The 17683-nt window shown below is 73.4% G+C and carries 20 protein-coding genes; 10 read left to right on the top strand and 10 right to left on the bottom strand.

Going from position 1 to position 17683, the window contains the following annotated elements:
* Window positions 1–54: 54 nt before the first annotated feature.
* Window positions 55–486: a DUF6153 family protein gene (locus ACFC0Z_RS02380; protein WP_376431864.1), complete on the bottom strand. Its 432-nt coding sequence runs from the start codon at window positions 484–486 to the stop codon at window positions 55–57.
* Window positions 487–549: 63 nt separating this feature from the next.
* Window positions 550–894 carry a tetratricopeptide repeat protein gene (locus ACFC0Z_RS02385; protein ID WP_376431866.1) on the bottom strand — a complete coding sequence of 115 codons (345 nt, stop codon included), beginning with the start codon at window positions 892–894 and terminating at the stop codon, window positions 550–552.
* Between the two features lie 103 nt (window positions 895–997).
* Between ACFC0Z_RS02385 and ACFC0Z_RS02390 the strand changes: the two genes are divergently transcribed.
* Entirely contained in the window at window positions 998–1963 is a 966-nt protein-coding gene (locus ACFC0Z_RS02390; RefSeq protein ID WP_376431868.1) for a pirin family protein, read from the top strand.
* 95 nt (window positions 1964–2058) lie between these two features.
* On the opposite strand, the gene ACFC0Z_RS02395 is transcribed toward ACFC0Z_RS02390, so the two are convergent.
* On the bottom strand, window positions 2059–2499 hold the full coding sequence (locus ACFC0Z_RS02395) for a hypothetical protein (RefSeq protein ID WP_376431870.1): 441 nt from the start codon (window positions 2497–2499) through the stop codon (window positions 2059–2061).
* Between the two features lie 213 nt (window positions 2500–2712).
* Between ACFC0Z_RS02395 and ACFC0Z_RS02400 the strand changes: the two genes are divergently transcribed.
* The 3 genes from ACFC0Z_RS02400 to ACFC0Z_RS02410 all read left to right on the top strand — a co-directional run bounded on the left by ACFC0Z_RS02400 (window position 2713) and on the right by ACFC0Z_RS02410 (window position 5062).
* Entirely contained in the window at window positions 2713–3807 is a 1095-nt protein-coding gene (locus ACFC0Z_RS02400; RefSeq protein WP_376431872.1) for a chemotaxis protein, read from the top strand.
* Between the two features lie 35 nt (window positions 3808–3842).
* A complete protein-coding gene (locus tag ACFC0Z_RS02405; RefSeq protein WP_376431874.1) occupies window positions 3843–4484 on the top strand; it encodes an FxLYD domain-containing protein in 642 nt (213 codons plus the stop codon).
* 74 nt (window positions 4485–4558) lie between these two features.
* Complete coding sequence (locus tag ACFC0Z_RS02410; RefSeq protein ID WP_376431876.1) at window positions 4559–5062, top strand: DUF1269 domain-containing protein; 504 nt, start codon at window positions 4559–4561, stop codon at window positions 5060–5062.
* Window positions 5063–5280: 218 nt separating this feature from the next.
* Here ACFC0Z_RS02410 and ACFC0Z_RS02415 read toward each other — a convergent pair whose 3' ends face one another.
* The gene (locus tag ACFC0Z_RS02415; RefSeq protein WP_376431878.1) at window positions 5281–5868 is read right to left on the bottom strand and encodes a histidine phosphatase family protein; all 588 of its coding nucleotides are present in this window, start codon (window positions 5866–5868) and stop codon (window positions 5281–5283) included.
* Between the two features lie 442 nt (window positions 5869–6310).
* Between ACFC0Z_RS02415 and ACFC0Z_RS02420 the strand changes: the two genes are divergently transcribed.
* The 4 genes from ACFC0Z_RS02420 to ACFC0Z_RS02435 all read left to right on the top strand — a co-directional run bounded on the left by ACFC0Z_RS02420 (window position 6311) and on the right by ACFC0Z_RS02435 (window position 11084).
* Entirely contained in the window at window positions 6311–7507 is a 1197-nt protein-coding gene (locus ACFC0Z_RS02420) for an MFS transporter (RefSeq protein ID WP_376431880.1), read from the top strand.
* 93 nt (window positions 7508–7600) lie between these two features.
* Window positions 7601–7960: an ArsR/SmtB family transcription factor gene (locus ACFC0Z_RS02425; RefSeq protein WP_376431882.1), complete on the top strand. Its 360-nt coding sequence runs from the start codon at window positions 7601–7603 to the stop codon at window positions 7958–7960.
* Window positions 7961–8058: 98 nt separating this feature from the next.
* Complete coding sequence (locus tag ACFC0Z_RS02430) at window positions 8059–9447, top strand: MFS transporter (RefSeq protein WP_376431884.1); 1389 nt, start codon at window positions 8059–8061, stop codon at window positions 9445–9447.
* Between the two features lie 62 nt (window positions 9448–9509).
* Entirely contained in the window at window positions 9510–11084 is a 1575-nt protein-coding gene (locus ACFC0Z_RS02435) for a DUF1775 domain-containing protein (RefSeq protein WP_376431886.1), read from the top strand.
* A 12-nt stretch (window positions 11085–11096) separates the two neighbouring features.
* Here the strand turns inward: ACFC0Z_RS02435 and ACFC0Z_RS02440 are convergent, their stop codons facing one another.
* Complete coding sequence (locus ACFC0Z_RS02440) at window positions 11097–11813, bottom strand: methyltransferase domain-containing protein (RefSeq protein ID WP_376431888.1); 717 nt, start codon at window positions 11811–11813, stop codon at window positions 11097–11099.
* A 212-nt stretch (window positions 11814–12025) separates the two neighbouring features.
* Window positions 12026–12499, bottom strand: a complete 474-nt coding sequence (locus tag ACFC0Z_RS02445; RefSeq protein WP_376431890.1) for a hypothetical protein — start codon at window positions 12497–12499, stop codon at window positions 12026–12028.
* Between the two features lie 294 nt (window positions 12500–12793).
* Here ACFC0Z_RS02445 and ACFC0Z_RS02450 point away from each other — a divergent pair, with 294 nt between their 5' ends.
* On the top strand, window positions 12794–13249 hold the full coding sequence (locus ACFC0Z_RS02450) for a tellurite resistance TerB family protein (protein ID WP_376431892.1): 456 nt from the start codon (window positions 12794–12796) through the stop codon (window positions 13247–13249).
* 65 nt (window positions 13250–13314) lie between these two features.
* Here the strand turns inward: ACFC0Z_RS02450 and ACFC0Z_RS02455 are convergent, their stop codons facing one another.
* Genes ACFC0Z_RS02455 through ACFC0Z_RS02465 form a run of 3 tightly spaced genes read right to left on the bottom strand, consistent with a single transcriptional unit; the run spans window position 13315 to window position 15602 of the window.
* Window positions 13315–14247: a M56 family metallopeptidase gene (locus ACFC0Z_RS02455; protein ID WP_376431894.1), complete on the bottom strand. Its 933-nt coding sequence runs from the start codon at window positions 14245–14247 to the stop codon at window positions 13315–13317.
* A 5-nt stretch (window positions 14248–14252) separates the two neighbouring features.
* Complete coding sequence (locus ACFC0Z_RS02460) at window positions 14253–14666, bottom strand: BlaI/MecI/CopY family transcriptional regulator (protein ID WP_376431896.1); 414 nt, start codon at window positions 14664–14666, stop codon at window positions 14253–14255.
* A gap of 30 nt (window positions 14667–14696) precedes the next feature.
* On the bottom strand, window positions 14697–15602 hold the full coding sequence (locus ACFC0Z_RS02465) for a winged helix-turn-helix transcriptional regulator (protein ID WP_376433424.1): 906 nt from the start codon (window positions 15600–15602) through the stop codon (window positions 14697–14699).
* 146 nt (window positions 15603–15748) lie between these two features.
* On the opposite strand from ACFC0Z_RS02465, the gene ACFC0Z_RS02470 reads away from it, so the two are divergent.
* Window positions 15749–17005: an MFS transporter gene (locus ACFC0Z_RS02470; RefSeq protein WP_376431898.1), complete on the top strand. Its 1257-nt coding sequence runs from the start codon at window positions 15749–15751 to the stop codon at window positions 17003–17005.
* A 31-nt stretch (window positions 17006–17036) separates the two neighbouring features.
* Here the strand turns inward: ACFC0Z_RS02470 and ACFC0Z_RS02475 are convergent, their stop codons facing one another.
* A complete protein-coding gene (locus ACFC0Z_RS02475; RefSeq protein ID WP_376431900.1) occupies window positions 17037–17621 on the bottom strand; it encodes a DinB family protein in 585 nt (194 codons plus the stop codon).
* Window positions 17622–17683: the final 62 nt, after the last annotated feature.

A 17683-nucleotide genomic window follows, 5' to 3' on the forward strand; every position in this document is an offset into this window, starting at 1 on the left:
AGCAGGTCGAAGGCGTTCACGGGCAGCGCGAGGCGCCCGCGGTGGCGTGACGGCCTAGATCCGCAGGATCGACAGCTGGGCGAGGTCGGGAGGTCTGGGCGGGGGCGCGTGGGGCCCGAGCGCGGGGACGAGCCGCGCGAGGAGGACGGCGAGCCAGTCGGGGCGGCGGGCCAGGGCGGCCCGGACGAGCCCGGCGAGCAGCCAGACGCCGAGGACGGCCACGCAGAGCGTGGTCATGTCCATCCCGGAACCGGGTTCGTGGCGGGCGTCGGAGCCGCCGTCGTCGCCCGTGCCCTCGCCGGTGTGATGCGCGGCGGTGGTGACGGTGGTGACGGTGGCCGTCCCGGAGGGCCTGGTGTCACCGGCCCCCTCGGGGTGCCCGACGGCGTGCATGAGGAACACGCCGAGCGCGAGCACGCCGACGAGCAGAAGGTGCGCCAGGGCACCTCCTGCTCGGATACGACGTTCCGCACGGCGTGGTCGCAAGGGTCAGGACCTCCTGGCCGAGACCATACCGTGTGGGGGTATCAGAACGGCGTGAGGAGGTGGTCAGTCCGGCAGCTCGCCGGCCATCGCCGCCGCCATGCGCAGATGCGGCGCCGCCTCCTCCGGGCGTCCCTGGCGCTCCAGCGTGCGGCCCAGCATCAGCCGCGCGTAGTGCTCGACCGGGTCGCGCTCCAGGATGGTCCGGAGCTCGGTCTCGGCCCGGGAGAGCTGGGCGGAGTGGTAGTAGGCGCGGGCGAGGAGCAGCCGCTGGGCGGTCTGGCCGGGGTGCTCGGCGACGAGGCCGCTCAGGATGCGGACGGCGGTCTGGTACTCCTTCGCGTCGAAGAACAGCTGCGCGCGATCCCAGCGCTCCGCGGCCGTTCCGAACTCGTAGTACGTGTCGCTCACTTGCTCTTCCTCTCCGGCTGGCCGGATCTGCCACTCTTTGTGGCGGTCGACCACGTCAACAAGACCCGATGGTTGAACATTCCACTAAGGTAGGTTGAGTGTCATGAGCAATCTTGATCGCCAGGCCGCGATGACGGTGTGCGGCGGCCGGGGCTTCGTCGTCGCCGAGCCGGTACGGGAGCTTCTCAGCCCCCGGAAGGTCCGCCTCGGGGAGTCGACGGAGGTCCGCCGACTGCTCCCGAACCTGGGCCGCAGGATGGTCGGCGCCTGGGCCTTCGTCGACCACTACGGCCCCGACGACATCGCCGACGAGCCGGGCATGCAGGTCCCGCCGCACCCCCACATGGGCCTCCAGACGGTGAGCTGGCTCCACGAGGGCGAGGTCCTGCACCGGGACTCGACCGGCAGCCTGGAGACGATCCGCCCGCGCGAGCTGGGCCTCATGACCTCGGGCCGGGCGATCTCCCACTCGGAGGAGAGCCCGAAGTCCCACGCCCGCTTCCTGCACGGCGCCCAGCTCTGGGTGGCGCTCCCCGACGCGCACCGGCACGTCGAGCCCCACTTCCAGCACCACGCGGACCTCCCGCAGGTCACGGCCCCCGGTCTGACCGCCACCGTGATCCTGGGCAGCCTCGACGGTGCCACCTCGCCCGGCACCACGTACACCCCGATCGTCGGCGCGGACCTCGCCCTCGCGGCGGGCACCGAGACGAGCCTCCCGCTGGAACCGGACTTCGAGTACGCGGTCCTGTCGATGTCCGGCGAGGCCCACGTCGACGGCGTCCCGGTCCTCCCCGGCTCCATGCTCTACCTCGGCTGCGGCCGCACCGAACTCCCCCTCCGCGCGCTCTCCGACGCGGGCCTGATGCTCCTCGGCGGCGAGCCCTTCGAGGAGGAGCTGATCATGTTCTGGAACTTCATCGGCCGCACGAACGAGGAGATCGCCCAGGCCCGCGCGGACTGGATGACCGGCTCCCGCTTCGGCGAGGTGAAGGGCTATGACGGCGCCCCGCTCCCGGCCCCCGAACTGCCCCCAGGGCCGCTGAAGGCACGGGGCCGTGTGCGCTGACGCGGGTTGAATCGATCGAGTGGCCGTGATGTGCGGTGCGGATGAGTGTCAGCGTGGGGCGTGGGGCGTGGGGTGTCAGGCGTGAGGCGTGAGCGTCAGATCGCGCGGCCGCAGGAGGCGAGCAGCCGCCTCATGGCGAAGGCGTGCCCGCCGCTGCTGATGACGAGGAGCCGGTAGGCCCGCCCGGCCGCCCCGGGGAAGGCGGCCCGGGTCTCGGCGCGCAGCCGGGAGCGGCCGTCCCCGAGGTCCTCGATCCGGAAGACCAGGCTGTACGTGGAGAACCGGTGCCGGCCCCGGAGTGCCAGCTCCCGCCCTGGTACGAAGCCGGCCACCCGGAAGCCGGGAAACGCGGACCCCTCGGCCAGGGGCCGCGGTCCGCCCGCCGCCGGGGGATCGGTCCGTACGAGCCGCGCGTACCGCGCCCCGCCCACCTGGGAAAGCGACCGCTCCACCCCCGCGCAGAGCCGTCGCCAGGCCTCCTCGACCTCGGCGTCGACGACCACCGTGTGCTCGTCGACGAATGGCAGCGTGTTCATCGCTTCTTCCCCCTCGCGTCCGTCCGTCCCGTTTCCTGCCCGGTGCCGGACGCGGTGTCGGACGAGACGGGCACGACTGTGCCAGAAGTGGTGCGGCACGCCGGTGCCAGGCCGGCAGGCGTCGAGTCGCGAAGGGGGGCATTCCGGACGAGGATGTCGGAACGTGGGCCGCGTCGGGAACGGTCGTGCGGCCGCCTCGCGAAAGGTTCCTTCATGTACCCCGCGCTCAGCAGTGACGCCCTGGCCAAGCTGCGTCAGCCCCGCCCGTACCCGGCCGTGTCGCTCGTGATGCCGACGCATCGTCGCGAGCCGGACAACGCGCAGGATCCGGTACGCCTGCGGAACCTGCTGGCGAGAGCGGCGAAGGCCGTGCAGGAGGACCCGGGCGTGACGCGGGAGCGGCGTACGGACGTACTGGACCAGCTGGAGCGGGCCGTCGCCGAGATCGACCTCGCCCACGCGGAGGACGGCCTGGTGATCTACGCGGCACCCGGGGAGCACCAGGTGTGGTCGGTCGCCCGGACGGTCCCCGAGCGGGTGGTCATCGGCGACACCTTCCTGACCCGCAACCTCGTCGCCGCGCAGGCCGCCGAGCAGCCCTACTGGGCGCTGACGGTGGCGGCCGACCGGGTGGCGCTGTGGAGCGGCGGGCCGGAACGGGCCGTCGAGCACACGGCGGACGGCTTCCCGCTGACACGGAGCTTGGAGGACTCGGACGCGGAGCGCAAGGAGCAGGTCGGAGACCTGCCGAGCACCTTCCGTGACGAGGACACGCGCGCCTTCCTCCGGGAGGCGCACAAGGCACTGCGTACCGTCCTCGCCTCCGAACCCAGGCCGTTGTACGTGATCGGCGAAGCGCCCGCGGTCTCCCTCCTGGAGGAGACCGGGACGCTGCCGCAGGGGACGACGACGATCCACCAAGGGGGCCTGGGGCAGGGGCCCGAGAGCGCCGTGCGGAAGGCGGTGGAACCCCTGCTGGCCGCGCACGAGGAGGCCCTGACGGCCACCGTCGTGGCCGAGCTGGACGCGGCGCGGGGCCGGCGGGAGTACGCCGGCGGCCTCGACGAGGTGTGGCAGGCCGTGAAGGAGGGCCGGATCCGCCTGCTGGCCGTCGAGGAGCACTACCGCACGGTCGTGCGTGACTACGGGGACCACCTCGAACCCGCCGACTCCTCCGACCTGGACTCCCGCGACGACATCGTGGACGAGATCGTCGAGCAGGCCCTGGAGACCGGCGCCGAGGTGCGCTTCGTACGCGACGACGCCCTGGCGGGCGCGGGCCGTGTCGCCGCGGTACTGCGCTACTGACGCCGACTCCACGCCCCCCTCGGAGGAACCCGACCATGAAGACCTCATCGTCCCGCGGGAGGCGGCCGGCCGGTGCCCGGGCGGCCGGCGCCGCCGTCGCCGTCGTCCTCACCGCCCTCGGGGCGGCCGCCCTGGTGTCCTGCGACACGGGCGGTGACGACACCGGCGGCCCGGCGTTCAGCGAACGCCCCTCGGCCCCCGACACCGCCGCCTTCTCCGGCGAGCCCCCTTCGTCCGTCGCCTCGGCGGCGGAGGAGGCGATCGAGTCCGCGCGCGCTTCCGCGTCGACGGCGGCGGCCTCGGCCTCCGCGCGGGAGGCCTCGCGCAAGGCGTCCATCGGCGCCGAGATCGAACGCTCCCGGCAGGCGGCCCAGGACGCTCTGAAAGGTGTGGAGGGCAGCGGGAACGCCCTGGGCGAGGTGGCGATGACCGGCAAGCCGCGGGCCGACACGGGCGGCCTGCTCACCGTCGTCGTCACCATCACCAACAAGACGGACGCGACGGCGTCGTACGCGGTCCAGGTCGACTTCCTCGACCCGTCGGGGAAGGTCGTCGAGACCCAGTTCACCGGCGCCGAGGACCTCGCGCCGGGGCAGCGTGAACAGCCTCTGGTCATCAGCCGGCAGCCCAAGGACGCGCAGCTGTCACCGAGGCTCACCAAGGCACAGAGGTACTGACGGGCCGGACGTCCGCCCATCCGCCCATCCGCCCATCCGTCCGTCCGTCCGTCACGACAGAGGAGAACCGCAGCATGTCCGAACTCATCGTCATCGGCTACGACGACCACGCGGTCGCGACCGAGGCCTTCAAGGCGGTCCAGCAGCTTCGTGACGACGACGTCGTCGAACTCGACGGTCTCGCCGTCGTCCGAGTGGACGCGGACGGCGAAACCCACGTGGACACTCCGAGGAAGAGCGAGAAGGTCGCGATCTCGGCCACGGCCGGCGCCGTGTGGGGGATGGTCCTCGGCATCGTCATCCTCACGCCGGGCATCGGCGTCGTGGGCGCCGCCGTCGGCGGCCTCATCGGCAAGCTGAACCAAGTGGGGGTCGACGGCAAGTTCCGCAAGAAGGTGGGGGAGCTGCTCGCGCCCGGCTCGGCGGCCGTCGTCGTCATGGCCTCCAGGATCACCGAGGACAGGTTCGCCGCGGCCATGGAGGCCTTCGGCGGAACCGTACTCAAGACGTCGCTCTCGGAGGAGAGCGAGCGAGAGCTCGCGGAGCAGCTCGCCGGCCCTGCCGCGGAAGCGGCGTGACCGGCGACCGTACAGACGGACGAGCCTGGAAGCCCGCGGACCGCCTCTCCTGAGGGGGCGGTCCGCGGGCTTCCGGCGCTGAGGTCAGAGGTCGTCGACCAGGCTGAGCCCGACCTCGTTGGGCACGCTCCTCCGGTCGAGGGCCAGTCCTTGGCCTCGGGAATGGCCATGGTTGCGCTGACGCGGGGGTGACCCGGGGCGCGGCGGACCCCTGCTACCTATGGGACGTTCCACGCGGAGACGACCGGCTGGCCGTCCTCCGTCGCCAGGAAGCCGAGCGTGCCCGGGTGCGGGTGGCCGAGCAGTCGGCTCGCTGACGCGTCGAGGCCGAGCCAGCGTGCGGTGAGCACGCGGGCCAGGTGGCCGTGCGCGACGACGGCGACATCGCCGTCGTTCAGCAGCGGACGGATACGGTCCAGCACCGCGTCCGTGCGGGCGGCCACCTGCGCGAGCCGCTCGCCCGGGTGGTCGGCGTCGCCGGGGACGACGCCGTCGCGCCACAGGTCCCACCCCGGCCTGGACGCGCGGATCTGCTCGGCGGTCAGGCCCTCGTAGCCGCCGTAGTCCCATTCCAGCAGGTCGGGGTCGGGCTCGGCGCCGGTCAGGCCGGCCAGGTCGGCCGTGCGCATGGCGCGGCTCAGCGGGCTGCTGAACACCGCGACCGGCCGACGGCGGGCCAGCCTCGGAGCGAGCGCCCTGGCCGCGGCCTCGCCCGCGTCGGTGAGGGGAACATCGGTCCGGCCCGCGTGCCGGCCGGACAGGCTCCACTCGGTCTGGCCGTGTCTGATGACGATGAGTTCACCCATGGCCGCGGACGCTACCTGAACGGGGAAGGGCCGCGCGGAGCGCTGTGCCTGGGCGGCCACCGAGCCGGGGGTGTCGCCCCCGGTGGAGTCTCGCCGCCCATTGATGGTTGGTGACGGATGGTCATGACCGGACTCCGATGGCCCTCGGTCGGGGGCTCCACTCCTTGACCGTCATCGAGCTGAGCTCCTAACGTGACGCCGGCTCGCCTCCCGGGCCGCGACCGTCCACCGGCAGCGTCCCACGCCTGTGCGCTACGGCCCGTTCGACGAATGGTTCAGCGGGGCGTACCGGCACCGGCACCGGCTCGCGGATCCTGCGGGGACTGCCGGCGCATCGCGCGGGCGCGGAAGGAGAAACATGGTGACCCCCGCCCCCACGTCCTCGTCAACGTCCACGCCCAAGGGCGCGCGGGCGGCGAGGCCCGTCCGTCTTCTCCGCCGTGTGAGCACGGTGTCCAGCCTGGAGGACGGCGCGTTCGCGGTGGTCCTCCCGGTCCTCGCGCAGAGGTCGGCCGGGGACATGGGCGTCGCGGCCGTCTTCATCGCCCTGACCGCTCCCTGGGCCCTGACATCGTTGCCACTCGGCTACCTCGCTGATCACCTGTCCCGGACGCGCCTCGCGAAGGGCGCCGCGTTCGGACGCCTCGGCTTCGCCGTGCTTCTCGCGGCCCTGCCCTTCTGGGCCAGCGGCGCGGAGTGGCTGTTCCCCGCCGTGGCGTTCGGCCTGGGCACCTGCGGGGTGGCCTCGGAGATCGCGCGCCAGTCCCTCGTACCGCAGCTCGTCGCCGGACCCGAGGACCTCGTCTCCGCCAACGTGGAGATCGCGAAGGTCTCCCAGCTGTACGGGGCGTTCGTCGGGCCCCTGCTCGCGGGGGCGCTCCTCACCTGGAACCGGCAACTCGCCACGACGGTCCTGGCCGTGCTCGCGGCCCTCACCCTCCTCTTCACCCTGCGGCTGCCCTCCGTCCCGCCCCTGCGCGACGAGCCCATGCGGCCGCGCAGCATGGTGAAGGACGGTCTCGGCGGCTTCCGGTACATCTGGCGCACCCGCACCCTCCTGGCCCTCGCGGCGGCGAGCTGCCTCGTCTCCGTCATCTGGTACCTCTGGGAGACCACCTTCGCGGCCTACGCCCTCGCGGACGACGGCCTCGGAGTCTCCGAACTCCGCTACTCGCTGCTGCTCCTGTCCGGGGCGGCCGGCGGCTTCGTAGGCGCCCGCCTGGTCCACCGGATGCTGCGCGCCTTCCCCTTGCGCGGCGCGCTGACGCTGAGCCTGGTCGGCTGGACGGTGTGGTTCGCGGTGCCGGCGCTCACGTCGAACCCGTACGCCGTTGCTGGGAGCCTGGTCGTCGGCGGTTGCAGCGGTCTCCTCTGGAACACCATCTCGATCTCGGTACGGCAGCTGGTGACGTCCGTCGAGATCCTCGGCAGGACCACGGCCGCCTACCGGGTCGTCACCCGGACCGGCCGTGTCGTGGGCGCGGCCCTCGCGGGCCTCCTCATGCCGCACATGCCGTGGCAGCACATTCTGGCCGCCTGCGCGGGCGCCATCGCGCTGACGGCCCTCGGCCTCCACTTCCTGTACCGCGACGGCACGGATGACGCTGACGAACCACGAGGCCGAGGCGCAGCTGGATGAGATCCCTGACCCGGCGCGTGTGCTGCCCGCTGTCCGCCGCCACCAGCCGGGCGCCCCGCGTTCGGGGGGCCGCGCCGCGCCTACGATTCCTCCATGGCTTCACGCGACTCGACCTCACCTGCGGCAGGTACGCATCAGCGCACTCCGGGTGCCCGCGAGCTGGAGGCCGCCGCGCGGGTCTTCGCGCTGCTCGCCGATCCCACCCGGCTCCACCTCGTGTGGCTCCTGTGCCGCGAGGAGTCGGACGTGAGCGCCCTCGCCGAGGCGGTCGGCGCGGCGCGTCCCGCCGTCAGTCAGCATCTGGCCAAGCTGCGGCTCGGTGGGCTGGTCGACACCCGCAAGGACGGGCGCCGCGTGGTGTACTCCCTGCCCGACGGGCACATGAAGCGGCTGGTCGTCGAGGCGATCAGTCATGCCGATCACCAGGTCACGGGGGAGCCCTGGCACGACTGAGCCGAGAGGCTTGAGTGGGTGACAGTTCAATAGGTGCGCATCCATGCACATGTTGGCTATCGTGGGATCACCCGCCGCCGACCGAGGGATGCGCCCGCATGCTGTCCGTCCTGGGGAACCGCGCCTACCGCCGTCTCTTCACCGCTCAGGTCGTCGCGCTGGTGGGCACCGGCCTGGCGACGGTCGCGCTCGGCCTCCTCGCGTACGACATCGCCGGAGGCCAGGCCTCCGCGGTCCTGGGGACCGCGCTGGCGATCAAGATGACCTCGTACGTCGGCATCGCGCCGCTGATCAGCGCCTTCGCCGACCGGATACCCCGGCGGGCGCTCCTCGTCTCCATGGACGTGGTCCGCGCGGGCGTGGCGCTGGTGCTGCCGTTCGTCACCGAGGTCTGGCAGGTGTACGGCCTGATCCTCCTGCTCCAGGCGGCCTCGGCGTGCTTCACCCCCACCTTCCAGGCCACCGTCCCCGAAGTCCTGCCGGAGGAGCGGGACTACACGCGGGCCCTGTCGCTCTCCCGGCTCGCCTACGACCTGGAGAGCCTGTTCAGCCCGGCGCTCGCGGCGGCGCTCCTGTCGCTGGTCTCCTACCCGTGGCTCTTCGCCGGGACGGCCGTCGGCTTCGCCGCCTCCGGCCTGCTCGTCCTGTCCGTCCTGCTGCCCACGCCGGAGCCGGTGGAGCGGGCGGGCGGCGCCTACGCCAAGGCCGTCTTCGGCACCCGGCTCTTCCTCGCCACCCCGCGGCTTCGCGCCCTCCTCGCCCTCGACCTCGTGGTGGCCGCCGCCGGAGCCATGGTCCTGGTCAACACGGTCGTCCTCGTCCGTGGCACCCTCGGCCGTTCCGCCGGGGACGTGTCGCTCGCCCTCGGTGCCTACGGCGCGGGTTCCCTGCTGGTGGCCCTGCTGCTGCCGCGCCTGTTGGTCCGGCTCGGCGACCGGACCCTCATGCTGCCGGCCGCGTTCGTCCTGACCCTCGCCACGGGCGCCCTCGCGGTGGGGCTGCGTACGGGTGACCCCGCGCCAGGCCGGTCATGGCCCGCCCTGCTGGCCGCGTGGGCGGTCATCGGCGCGGCGACCTCCGCCATCCTCACCCCGGGCGGGCGCCTCCTGCGCCGCTCGGCCGCCCCGTCCGACCTGCCCGCGGTCTTCGCCGCCCGGTTCTCCCTGACCCACGCCTGCTGGCTGATCACCTATCCGGTGGCCGGCTGGCTCGCCTCCCGTGCCGGCCTGGCGGCGGCGGCCGGCGCGCTGGCCGCGCTCGCGCTGGCGGGTACCCTCGCCTCGGTACGGCTCTGGCCGCGCGAGGACCCCTCGGAGATCGAGCACGAGCACCCCGAACTGCCCGGCGACCACCCGCACTTGACGGGCGCTGGTGCGGGTGCGGGTATGGGCGCGGGGCACCGTCACAGCCACGACTTCCGCATCGACGTCCTGCACCGGCGCTGGCCCGCCGCGCGGGACCGGACCACGTCACGGGCCGCCGCCTGACCCCCGTCGCCGCTTCGGGTCCTGTGTACGGAGTCGCCAGGGTGGTTCATGATGGGCCCGCCATGCCGTGGACGAAGCCCATCCGATCCGCGCGCCGTCCCGGGAGCCCGGACGGCGGCGCGCCCGCGCGTGTGGTGCGGGCGGGGCTCTTCGGCGTCGTCGGCACCGCCCTCGCCGTGACGGGCCATCACCTGGTCTCCGGCCGTACGGAATCCTGGACCGTCGCCCTGCTGGGCGGCGCGATGCTCTTCCTCCCCGCGCTGCTCCTCGTACGCAGGGAACGGTCGTTGCTCGCGGTGACCGTGGCCACGACGGCGGCGCAGGCGCTGCTGCACACGTGGTTCGACTGGGTCGACGGAGCCGCGTCGCACGCCGGAGCGGCGGTGGTCGCGGGACCGGCGGTGGTCGCGGGGTCGGTCGCGCACGCCGGACATGACGCCCTCGCCGGGCGCGCGTCCCTCGGCGGCGACGCCGCCGACTGGCATGCCGGCCCCCATGTCCACGGCCTGTCCATGGGGCTCGCCCATCTCGTCGCGGCCCTGACCGTGGCGTGGCTCATGCAGCGGGCCGACGTCGCCGAGCGCGGCGCCGCCTCCCGGGCCGGGCAGTGCCTGGCCGAGGCCGTCGCCGCGCTGCTCCTCGGACTTCTCCCCACGGGGCCGGCGCGATCGGCTCGCGTTCCCGCCCTCCGGACGGGGGCGCGTTCGCGGAGCTCGTCGGCCCGTTCGGGGCTCCTGGTGCTCACGCACGCCCTGGTGCGGCGCGGGCCGCCGGTCGGACAGTTCTCCGCCCGTCCGGCCGGGGCGTGCTCCGGCATGCCCGCACTTCCCACCCAGGAGTCCCTCGTGTCCCGTACTCTCCGGGCCCGCGTCCCGTTCGTCGCCGCCGTGACGCTCGGCGCCGCGCTCGCGCTGCCCTCTTCCGCCTTCGCCCACGTCGAGGTGGAGGCCGAGAACGCCCGTGCCCTCGCCGAGAACGTCGTGCTGTCCTTCCACGCCGAGTCCGAGTCGTCCACGGCCGGCATCACCGCACTGGAAGTGGTCCTGCCCCAGGGCGTCACACCGGCCGACGTCACGTACAAGAGCGGCCCGTCCGGCTGGAAACTGACCCCCACCGGGCGCGGTTACGTCGTGTCGGGTCCGGCGGTCGAGGCCGGTGAGGAAGCCGCGTACCAGGTGGTCGTCCGTCAGCTCCCGGACGTCGACACGCTGGCGTTCAAGACGCTGCAGACGTACAGCGACGGCCGTGTCGACCGCTGGATCGAACAGGAGAAGTCCCACGGGGGCGGCGGCCACGGCGGCAACCCCGCGCCGACGCTGGAGCTCGGCGCGGCGGCGCCCGGCGCGAAGCCGGTGGCGCCCGCCACCACCCCGCCGGCCACCCGTCGGCCGACCACGGCTCCTCCGGCCACCACGGCTCCTCCGGCGACCACCCCGCCCGCCCCCGCCTCGTCCGCACCGGCCTCTCCGCCCGCTCCGGCCACGTCGGCTCCCTCGGACGCGAAGAGCGGCAACGGCGAGGCAGCGGACGGCGGTTCGTCGTCCGCCGCGCTCGTGGCCGGAGGTGTCGTCCTGCTGCTCCTGGTCCTGGCGGGGGCCTGGTGGTGGAGCCGTCGGCGCGACCGTACGGAGTCCTGACCGTCGCGGTCGTCAGGCCTCCTTCCCGAAGACGAGGACCTCGGTGGAGGCGAAGCCCATGGGGGCCAGGAAGCCGGCCTCCAGGACGCAGCCGAGCGACGCGAAGAGGTCCACACACGCCCGGCGGGGCATGGCGGCGGGGTACGAGTCGTGCCCCACGCCGCCCTTCGTCGCCCAGGCGCGCATCGTCGCCGGGTCCAGCGAGGTCTCCGACATGACGTCGAAGACGATCCGGCCGCCGGGGCGCGTGACGCGGGCCATCTCGAAGAAGTAGCGGGAGGCGCTGAGGAAGGTCACGGTGTTGAAGACCTTGTGGGCGTGGACGAGGTCGATGCTCCCGTCGGGGGTCGGGGCGAGGCTGCACGCGGCGGTCGGCTGGGCGATCACCTGGTACGTGGCGACGAGGTGGTCCGCCCACGGCTTCGCCGTCTCGTAGATCTCGTAGCGCTCCGGGGAGCACTCCTTCAGCGTCCGCTCCAGGTACCGTCCGGATCCGGGGCCGATCTCCAGCACCGTCCTCGGGGCGGCGGCGAAGACGCCCAGCGCGCGCAGTGCGTCGATGGTGGACTGGGTGGCGCCGGGCGTGCCGTTCATGACCTCGTCGAGGTAGTCGCCGACCGACAGCCCGGCCGCCCGCGCGGCCCGCATGGTGGGCTCGAACGGCAGGAAGTCGTCCACCCCGCCTCGGTTGTTGGTGCTGCGCACGATGTCGAATCCCGTGCGTCTCACGAGCCTCTTGAGTGTGGACTTCAGCGACGTCGCTCCGTTCTTCTGTGCGTTCGTCGGTGGTGTGGGTGGCGTGGGTGTCGTGGGCGATGCGGATGCGGATGCGGAAGACACAGCGGACGCTCCGGTGTCGGTGGGGGCACGCCGAAGTCGCGGGCGTACCCGAGGACGTGGCGTGGTGACGTACTGCTTCTGCTCTTCTGCTTCTGCTCCCGCTACGGGGCGCAGGGCTGCGCGCGGTGCCACAGGACCGCGAGCGCTCGCGGTCCCGGCAGCGTGACGGCGGGGCAGGGTGCCTTGCGCGGCGCGGGCCGGTCCGCGTCCGCGCGGCGCGTGAGGAGACGGGCGGAGGAGGGGAGGAGGGTCCACCATCGGCGTACGGTCCCGGCCGCCGCGTGCGCCATGCGCGCGGGAACGCCGGCCGTGTGGTGCAGGAAGAGGACGAGGGCGATTCCGGTGAGGAGGTTCAGGGCGGTCATGACCACGGGCTGGTGGTGCCAGTCCGACGGGAGTCGTGGGTGTCCGTCCAGCCGGGCGGCGGGGACGTCCGTACTCGTCACTTCCAGCCGGCCGGGCACCGTGGCGAGCGTGGCCGCGGTGAGGGCGCGGACGACCGCCGGGACGGCGGCGGCGCTCACGGAGGAGCGCGGGGCCGAACGGTGGCGAGCGAACGCGCGGATGGTCGGCATGGCCCGACCATCATGACCGAAGCGCACCCGGCTCCGGGGACGAACGCGACATTCGGCAGGACGGTTTCTCGGGGCAAGTCGCCTTCGCTGTGCCGTTGTTGAACTCCAGCCCCACCGGGCGCGGTGAGTGGCGCGCGCGGGCGATGCGCGAGGGCGACGCGCGAGGGGCGCCGCCGTTCCGGCGTGCGGTCGCGCGCACCTGATAGTTTCTACAAGAATGTAGAAGTCGGATGCGTCCGGGCCACCACCCACCCGGCCCGGACGGATCCTCCATGCTTTTCTAGGGAGTTCTCCATGGCCCTGTGGGACCGCATCAAGGAGTCCGCGTCGACGATGCAGACGCAGCTGGTGGCGAAGAAGAACGACCTCAAGTCCGGTGCCTTCCGGGACGCCTCCATGGCGATGTGCGCCCTCGTGGCCGCCGCGGACGGCACGATCGACCCGACGGAGCGCCGCCGGGTCGCCCAGCTGATCGCCACCAACGAAGTGCTGCAGAACTTCGACGCGATCGACCTCCAGCGCAGGTTCGACGCGAACCTGGACAAGCTGACCGCCGACTTCGACTTCGGGAAGGTCAGCGTCCTCCAGGAGATCGCCAAGGCGAAGAAGAAGCCGGCCGAGGCCCGTGCCGTGATCCAGATCGGCATCGTCATCGGCGGCGCCGACGGCGACTTCGACAAGACGGAACAGGCCGTGGTCCGCGAGGCGTGCTTCACCCTCGACCTTCCGCCGCACGAGTTCGACCTCTGAGCGCACCCTGAGACGGGACACGGGGGTCACCGCCCGCCACGACGGCACGGTGATCCCCGTTCGCGCTACAGGGGTGTGGTGGCGTGCAGGACGGAGAAGAGCGTCACGGCCGCGTTCGCCGAGGACAGGGCCGAGACCGCCGTCCCCAGGGTCGCGCCCCAGAGGGCCAGCCCGACGCCGGTGAAGACCGGCGGCCAGATGCGGGGAGACGGCGGGGGACTCAGCAGCGCCCTCACCCGGCGCGGCACGGGTCCGGCCGCGTCGGCGAAGTGGGCCAGTGTGGGGGCCGGTGAACCCCGGGACATCAGCGCCGCCTTGCCGACCGCCCGCGCCACGGTCCTGCGGCTGCCCACCCGCCGGGCCGCCTCTTCGTCCGCCCACCGCTCGGTGGAGTAGACGACGGCCGTACGCAGGGGCCGCAGGAACGGATTGGCCCGGGCCGCGAGCTGGACCGTCAGGAGGAACCGATGGTGGCGCCGGGCCAGATGCGCCCGCTCGTGAGCGAACAGCGCGCGCCGCTCACCCCCGTCCAGCCCGGCCAGCATGCCGGTGGTGACGACGATCCGGTCGCGTCGGCCGGGCAGCGCGTAGGCGTACGGGGATGGGTCGGGCAGCACGGCCACGGCGGAACCCGGCAGCCCGGAGAGGGCCCGCTCGGCCCGTCGGCGCACCCGCCGGTGGCGCCGGACCGCCGCCGCGCAGGCGACGAGCACGGCGACGAGGGCGGGGATCGCGATCCGGCCGGCGATCTCGTCGTACGGAACGGCCGCACGGACCTCGGGGTCCGACCAGCCGTCGGGCAGGGGATTCCCGGGCAGCTGGGCGGTGCCGACCACCATGAGCAGCCCGAGGCACAAGGTGCTGCACACGGCGAGCACGGCGGCGGCCGCGCTCAGGAGCCAGGTGGCGGCCCGGGGGTGCAGGTGGTGTTCGGCCAGCCGGGCGACGGGCCAGGCCGTCAACGGCAGCACCAGCGGCAGGAAGACGAAGACTCCCATGGGGGCTACTCTCCCTCCTCCGGGGAGTCGGGGGAGTCGGGGGCGTCCAGGAGCGCGCGCAGGAGGCGCTCGTCGCCCGCCGAGAGCGTGCTCACGAAGCTCGTGAGCACGGCTTCGCGGTCGCTCTCGGAGTCGAGGACCCGCCGCATCCGCAGCGCGGCGAGGCCCGCCTCGTCCGCGACGGCCGTCCACTGGAACGAACGCCCCGACCGCTCCCGGGTGACCGCCCCCTTGACCTGGAGGCGGGTGAGGATGGTGACCACCGTCGTGTAGGCGAGGCCGCCGCCGAGCCGGTCCTGGACCCACCCCGCCGTGACCGGCCCCGGTGCGGCGCGCAGGGCCGCGAGCACCTGCGTCTCCAGCTCGCCCTGGCCCCGTCGGCGTGCGGCCACCGGGCCGGTGCTCTTGTGGTCCGTCATGCCGTGGGCCTCCCGCTGTCCAGGCGCCGCCTACCGCCGCGGGCGCGGTTCATCGTACTGACCTGCGGCGATCCGCCGCGCCTCCGTCAGCGCCTCGGCCACCGCCGCCGGGATGTCCGTCACCGGGAAGCGCGCGTGCCGCACCACGCGGTCGCGGTCCACCACCAGGACGGCCCGCTTCAGCCGCAGCAGCTGCCCGGCGCGGAAGGTGGGCAGGCGCAGGGCGGCGGCGAGGCGCAGGTCGACGTCCGAGAGGAGCGTGAAGGGGATGCCCTCCTCGACCGCGAACACCCGCTGTTCGTCCGGACGTTGGGTGCTGACGCCGCGTACCTCCGCGCCCGCCGCGCGGAAGTCCTCGTACGCGTCGCGGAAGAGCCGGTTCTCCAGGGTGCAGCCGACGGTTCCGGGGATGCCCGACCAGCCCTCCGGCAGGGGGCTGGGGGACCCGGTCGCCGGATAGCAGAACAGGACGGTGGCCGCGTCGCCGGTCACCGGGTCCAGCGGTGCGCCGTCCCGGTGGCCCGGCAGCTCCAGGCGCGGCAGCCGCTCGCCCGTCAGGCCCGCGACGCGCCGCGCCTCCGCGCTCGCCTCGTCGGCGGTGCCGCTGAGCGAGCCGTCGCCGAAGACCCAGCGGTCCGCCCAGTCCTGCATGGACAGCAGGACCGGCAGGAGGCCGCGGCCGCTCTCCGTCAGCCGGTACTCGTGCCGCACCGGTCTGTCCTGGTACGGGACCTTCTCCAGGACCCCCGTCTCCACCAGGTGCGCGAGGCGCTCGGTGAGCACCTTCCGGGAGATGCCCAGCTCCTCCTGGAGCGCGTCGAAGCGGTGGTGTCCGCGCGCGGTCTCCCGGATCAGGAGCAGGCTCCACCAGTCGCCCATCACCGCCGCCGCCTGCGCGATCGCGCAGGCGGCGTCCCGCTCGGGCACCGACTTCATCACGGAGTCCCCACTCCTCTGCTCCCTCGTTCCTTCATGGCTGCGATCCATCTTGCGCCATGAGGTCAGTTCCCGATAGAAACTCACTCGGGGCGAGTGAGTTCCCAAAAGAGACTAACCAACGAGACCCAGGGGGTGGGCGCCGTATGAGCGGCACACGAGTGATCCCGGAGCGCGACCGGGAGGACGACGAGAAGGAGACCTCCCCGCCGGGCGTCTTCTGGCGCTACTGGGCCGCGGCCACCGTCAGCAACGCGGGCTCCGCCGTCACCGCCCTCGCCCTGCCGCTCGTCGCCCTCACCGTCCTCGACGCCACCGCCCTCCAGGTCGCCCTGCTCGCCGCCGCGGGACAGGTCTCCTGGCTGCTGCTCAGCCTCCCGGCCGGAGTCGTCGCGCAGCGCGTACCGCTGCGCAGGCTCCAGGTCACCCTCGACCTCGTACGGTTCGCGGCCCTCGGATCGCTGCCGCTCGCCTGGTGGCTCGGCACGCTCACCTACCCCCACCTGCTGCTCGCGGCCCTCGTCACGGGCGCGGCGACGGTGCTGTTCGACATCGGCAACTCGACGTTCCTGCCCGCCGTCGTCCCGGCCCGGCAGCTGGCCGCCCGCAACAGCGTCATGTCCGGCACGCACGCCGTCACCGACACCGGAGGCCCCTCCCTCGGCGGCGTCCTGATCGGCGCGACCGGCCCCGTCGGCGCCCTCGTCGTCGACGCCGTCAGCTACCTGACCTCCGCCGCGCTGCTGCGCACCCTCCCCGAGAGCCGCCCCGCGCCCCGCACAGGCGACAGCGCGCTCCGGCTCATGCGCGAGGGCTGGCGGTACGTCACCCGGCACCCGGTCATGCGGCCCTGCATGATCTGGGCGACCGCCGCCAACTTCCTCAACGCGGCCCTGCTCGCCCTCACCCCGCTCTACCTGGTCCGCGAGGCCGGCCTCGACGCCGTACAGCTCGGCCTCGTCCTCGCCATGGACGGGGTCGGCGCACTCGCCGGCGCCGCCGTCGCGGTCCGCGTGACCACCCGCCTCGGCACCGCGTGGGGCATCATCGCGGCCGACCTGGCGGGCGGCGCGCTGCTGCTGCTCGCCCCGCTGACCACGTCGGCGGGGGACGCGTACTGGTTCGCCCTGGGCAACGCGGGCTTCGCCTTCGGCACCGTCATCGGCTCGATCACCACCCGCACCTACCGGCAGACCCAGTCACCGCCGGAACTGCTGTCCCGGGTGATGGCCACGGTCCGCTTCGTCTCCTGGGGCGCGCTGCCCCTCGGCGCGCTGACCGCGGGCCTCCTCGCCACCTGGGCGGGCGCGCACACCGCCCTCTGGATCGTCTGCGCCGGGGCCTTCCTGCCCCCGCTCTACCTGTACTCCACCAAGGTGGGCCGTCGGCGCGACCTCGCCTGACGCGGTCGCCGGCGGCGGGGGGACGCGGCCGTCAGGCCGTCTTCGCCGCGGCGGCCTTCGCGGCCTCCTCGACCGTCTTCCAGTGGGCCGCCCGGGCCGCCTCGTCGACCGGCCTCACGTGTTCGGGGCGCAGGCCGACGCGGCCGTCGAGGTTCTCGCGGAGGATGTCGGCGTGGCCGGAGTGACGCAGGGTCTCGCCGGCGACGTGGACGAGCACGGCGAACAGGTTCGTGTCGGCATGGGGCTGCGGCCACCACGGCACGTGGCCGGCGGCGTCGAGGGGGAGCGCGGCCACCGTCGCGTCCGAGTGCTCCCACGTCCGCCGGTAGAGGGCGACGATCTGCTCGCGGGTCTCGTCCTCGGCCACCCACAGGTCGCTGCCGTCGGCTTCCTGCCACGGGGACAGGACTTCCGGGGAGGGGCGGCCGAAGACCTCGCCGAAGTAGCGGGCCTCGACGTTGGCCAGGTGCTTGACCAGGCCGAGGAGGTTGGTGCCGGTCGCCGTGAGCGGTCGGCGCACGTCGTACTCGGACAGGCCGTCGATCTTCCAGAGCAGCGCCTCGCGGTCGCGGTGCAGCCGTCCGTACAGGGTGTCCTTCGCGATGTTGTCGATCATGTGGCGTGAGCCTGCCATGGCGCGGCCGGGGGCTCAATGTCTTTTGCCGGTCCGCGCGGCGG

The organism is Streptomyces sp. NPDC056144 (assembly GCF_042264145.1).
In the GTDB taxonomy this organism is placed as follows: Bacteria; Actinomycetota; Actinomycetes; order Streptomycetales; family Streptomycetaceae; genus Streptomyces.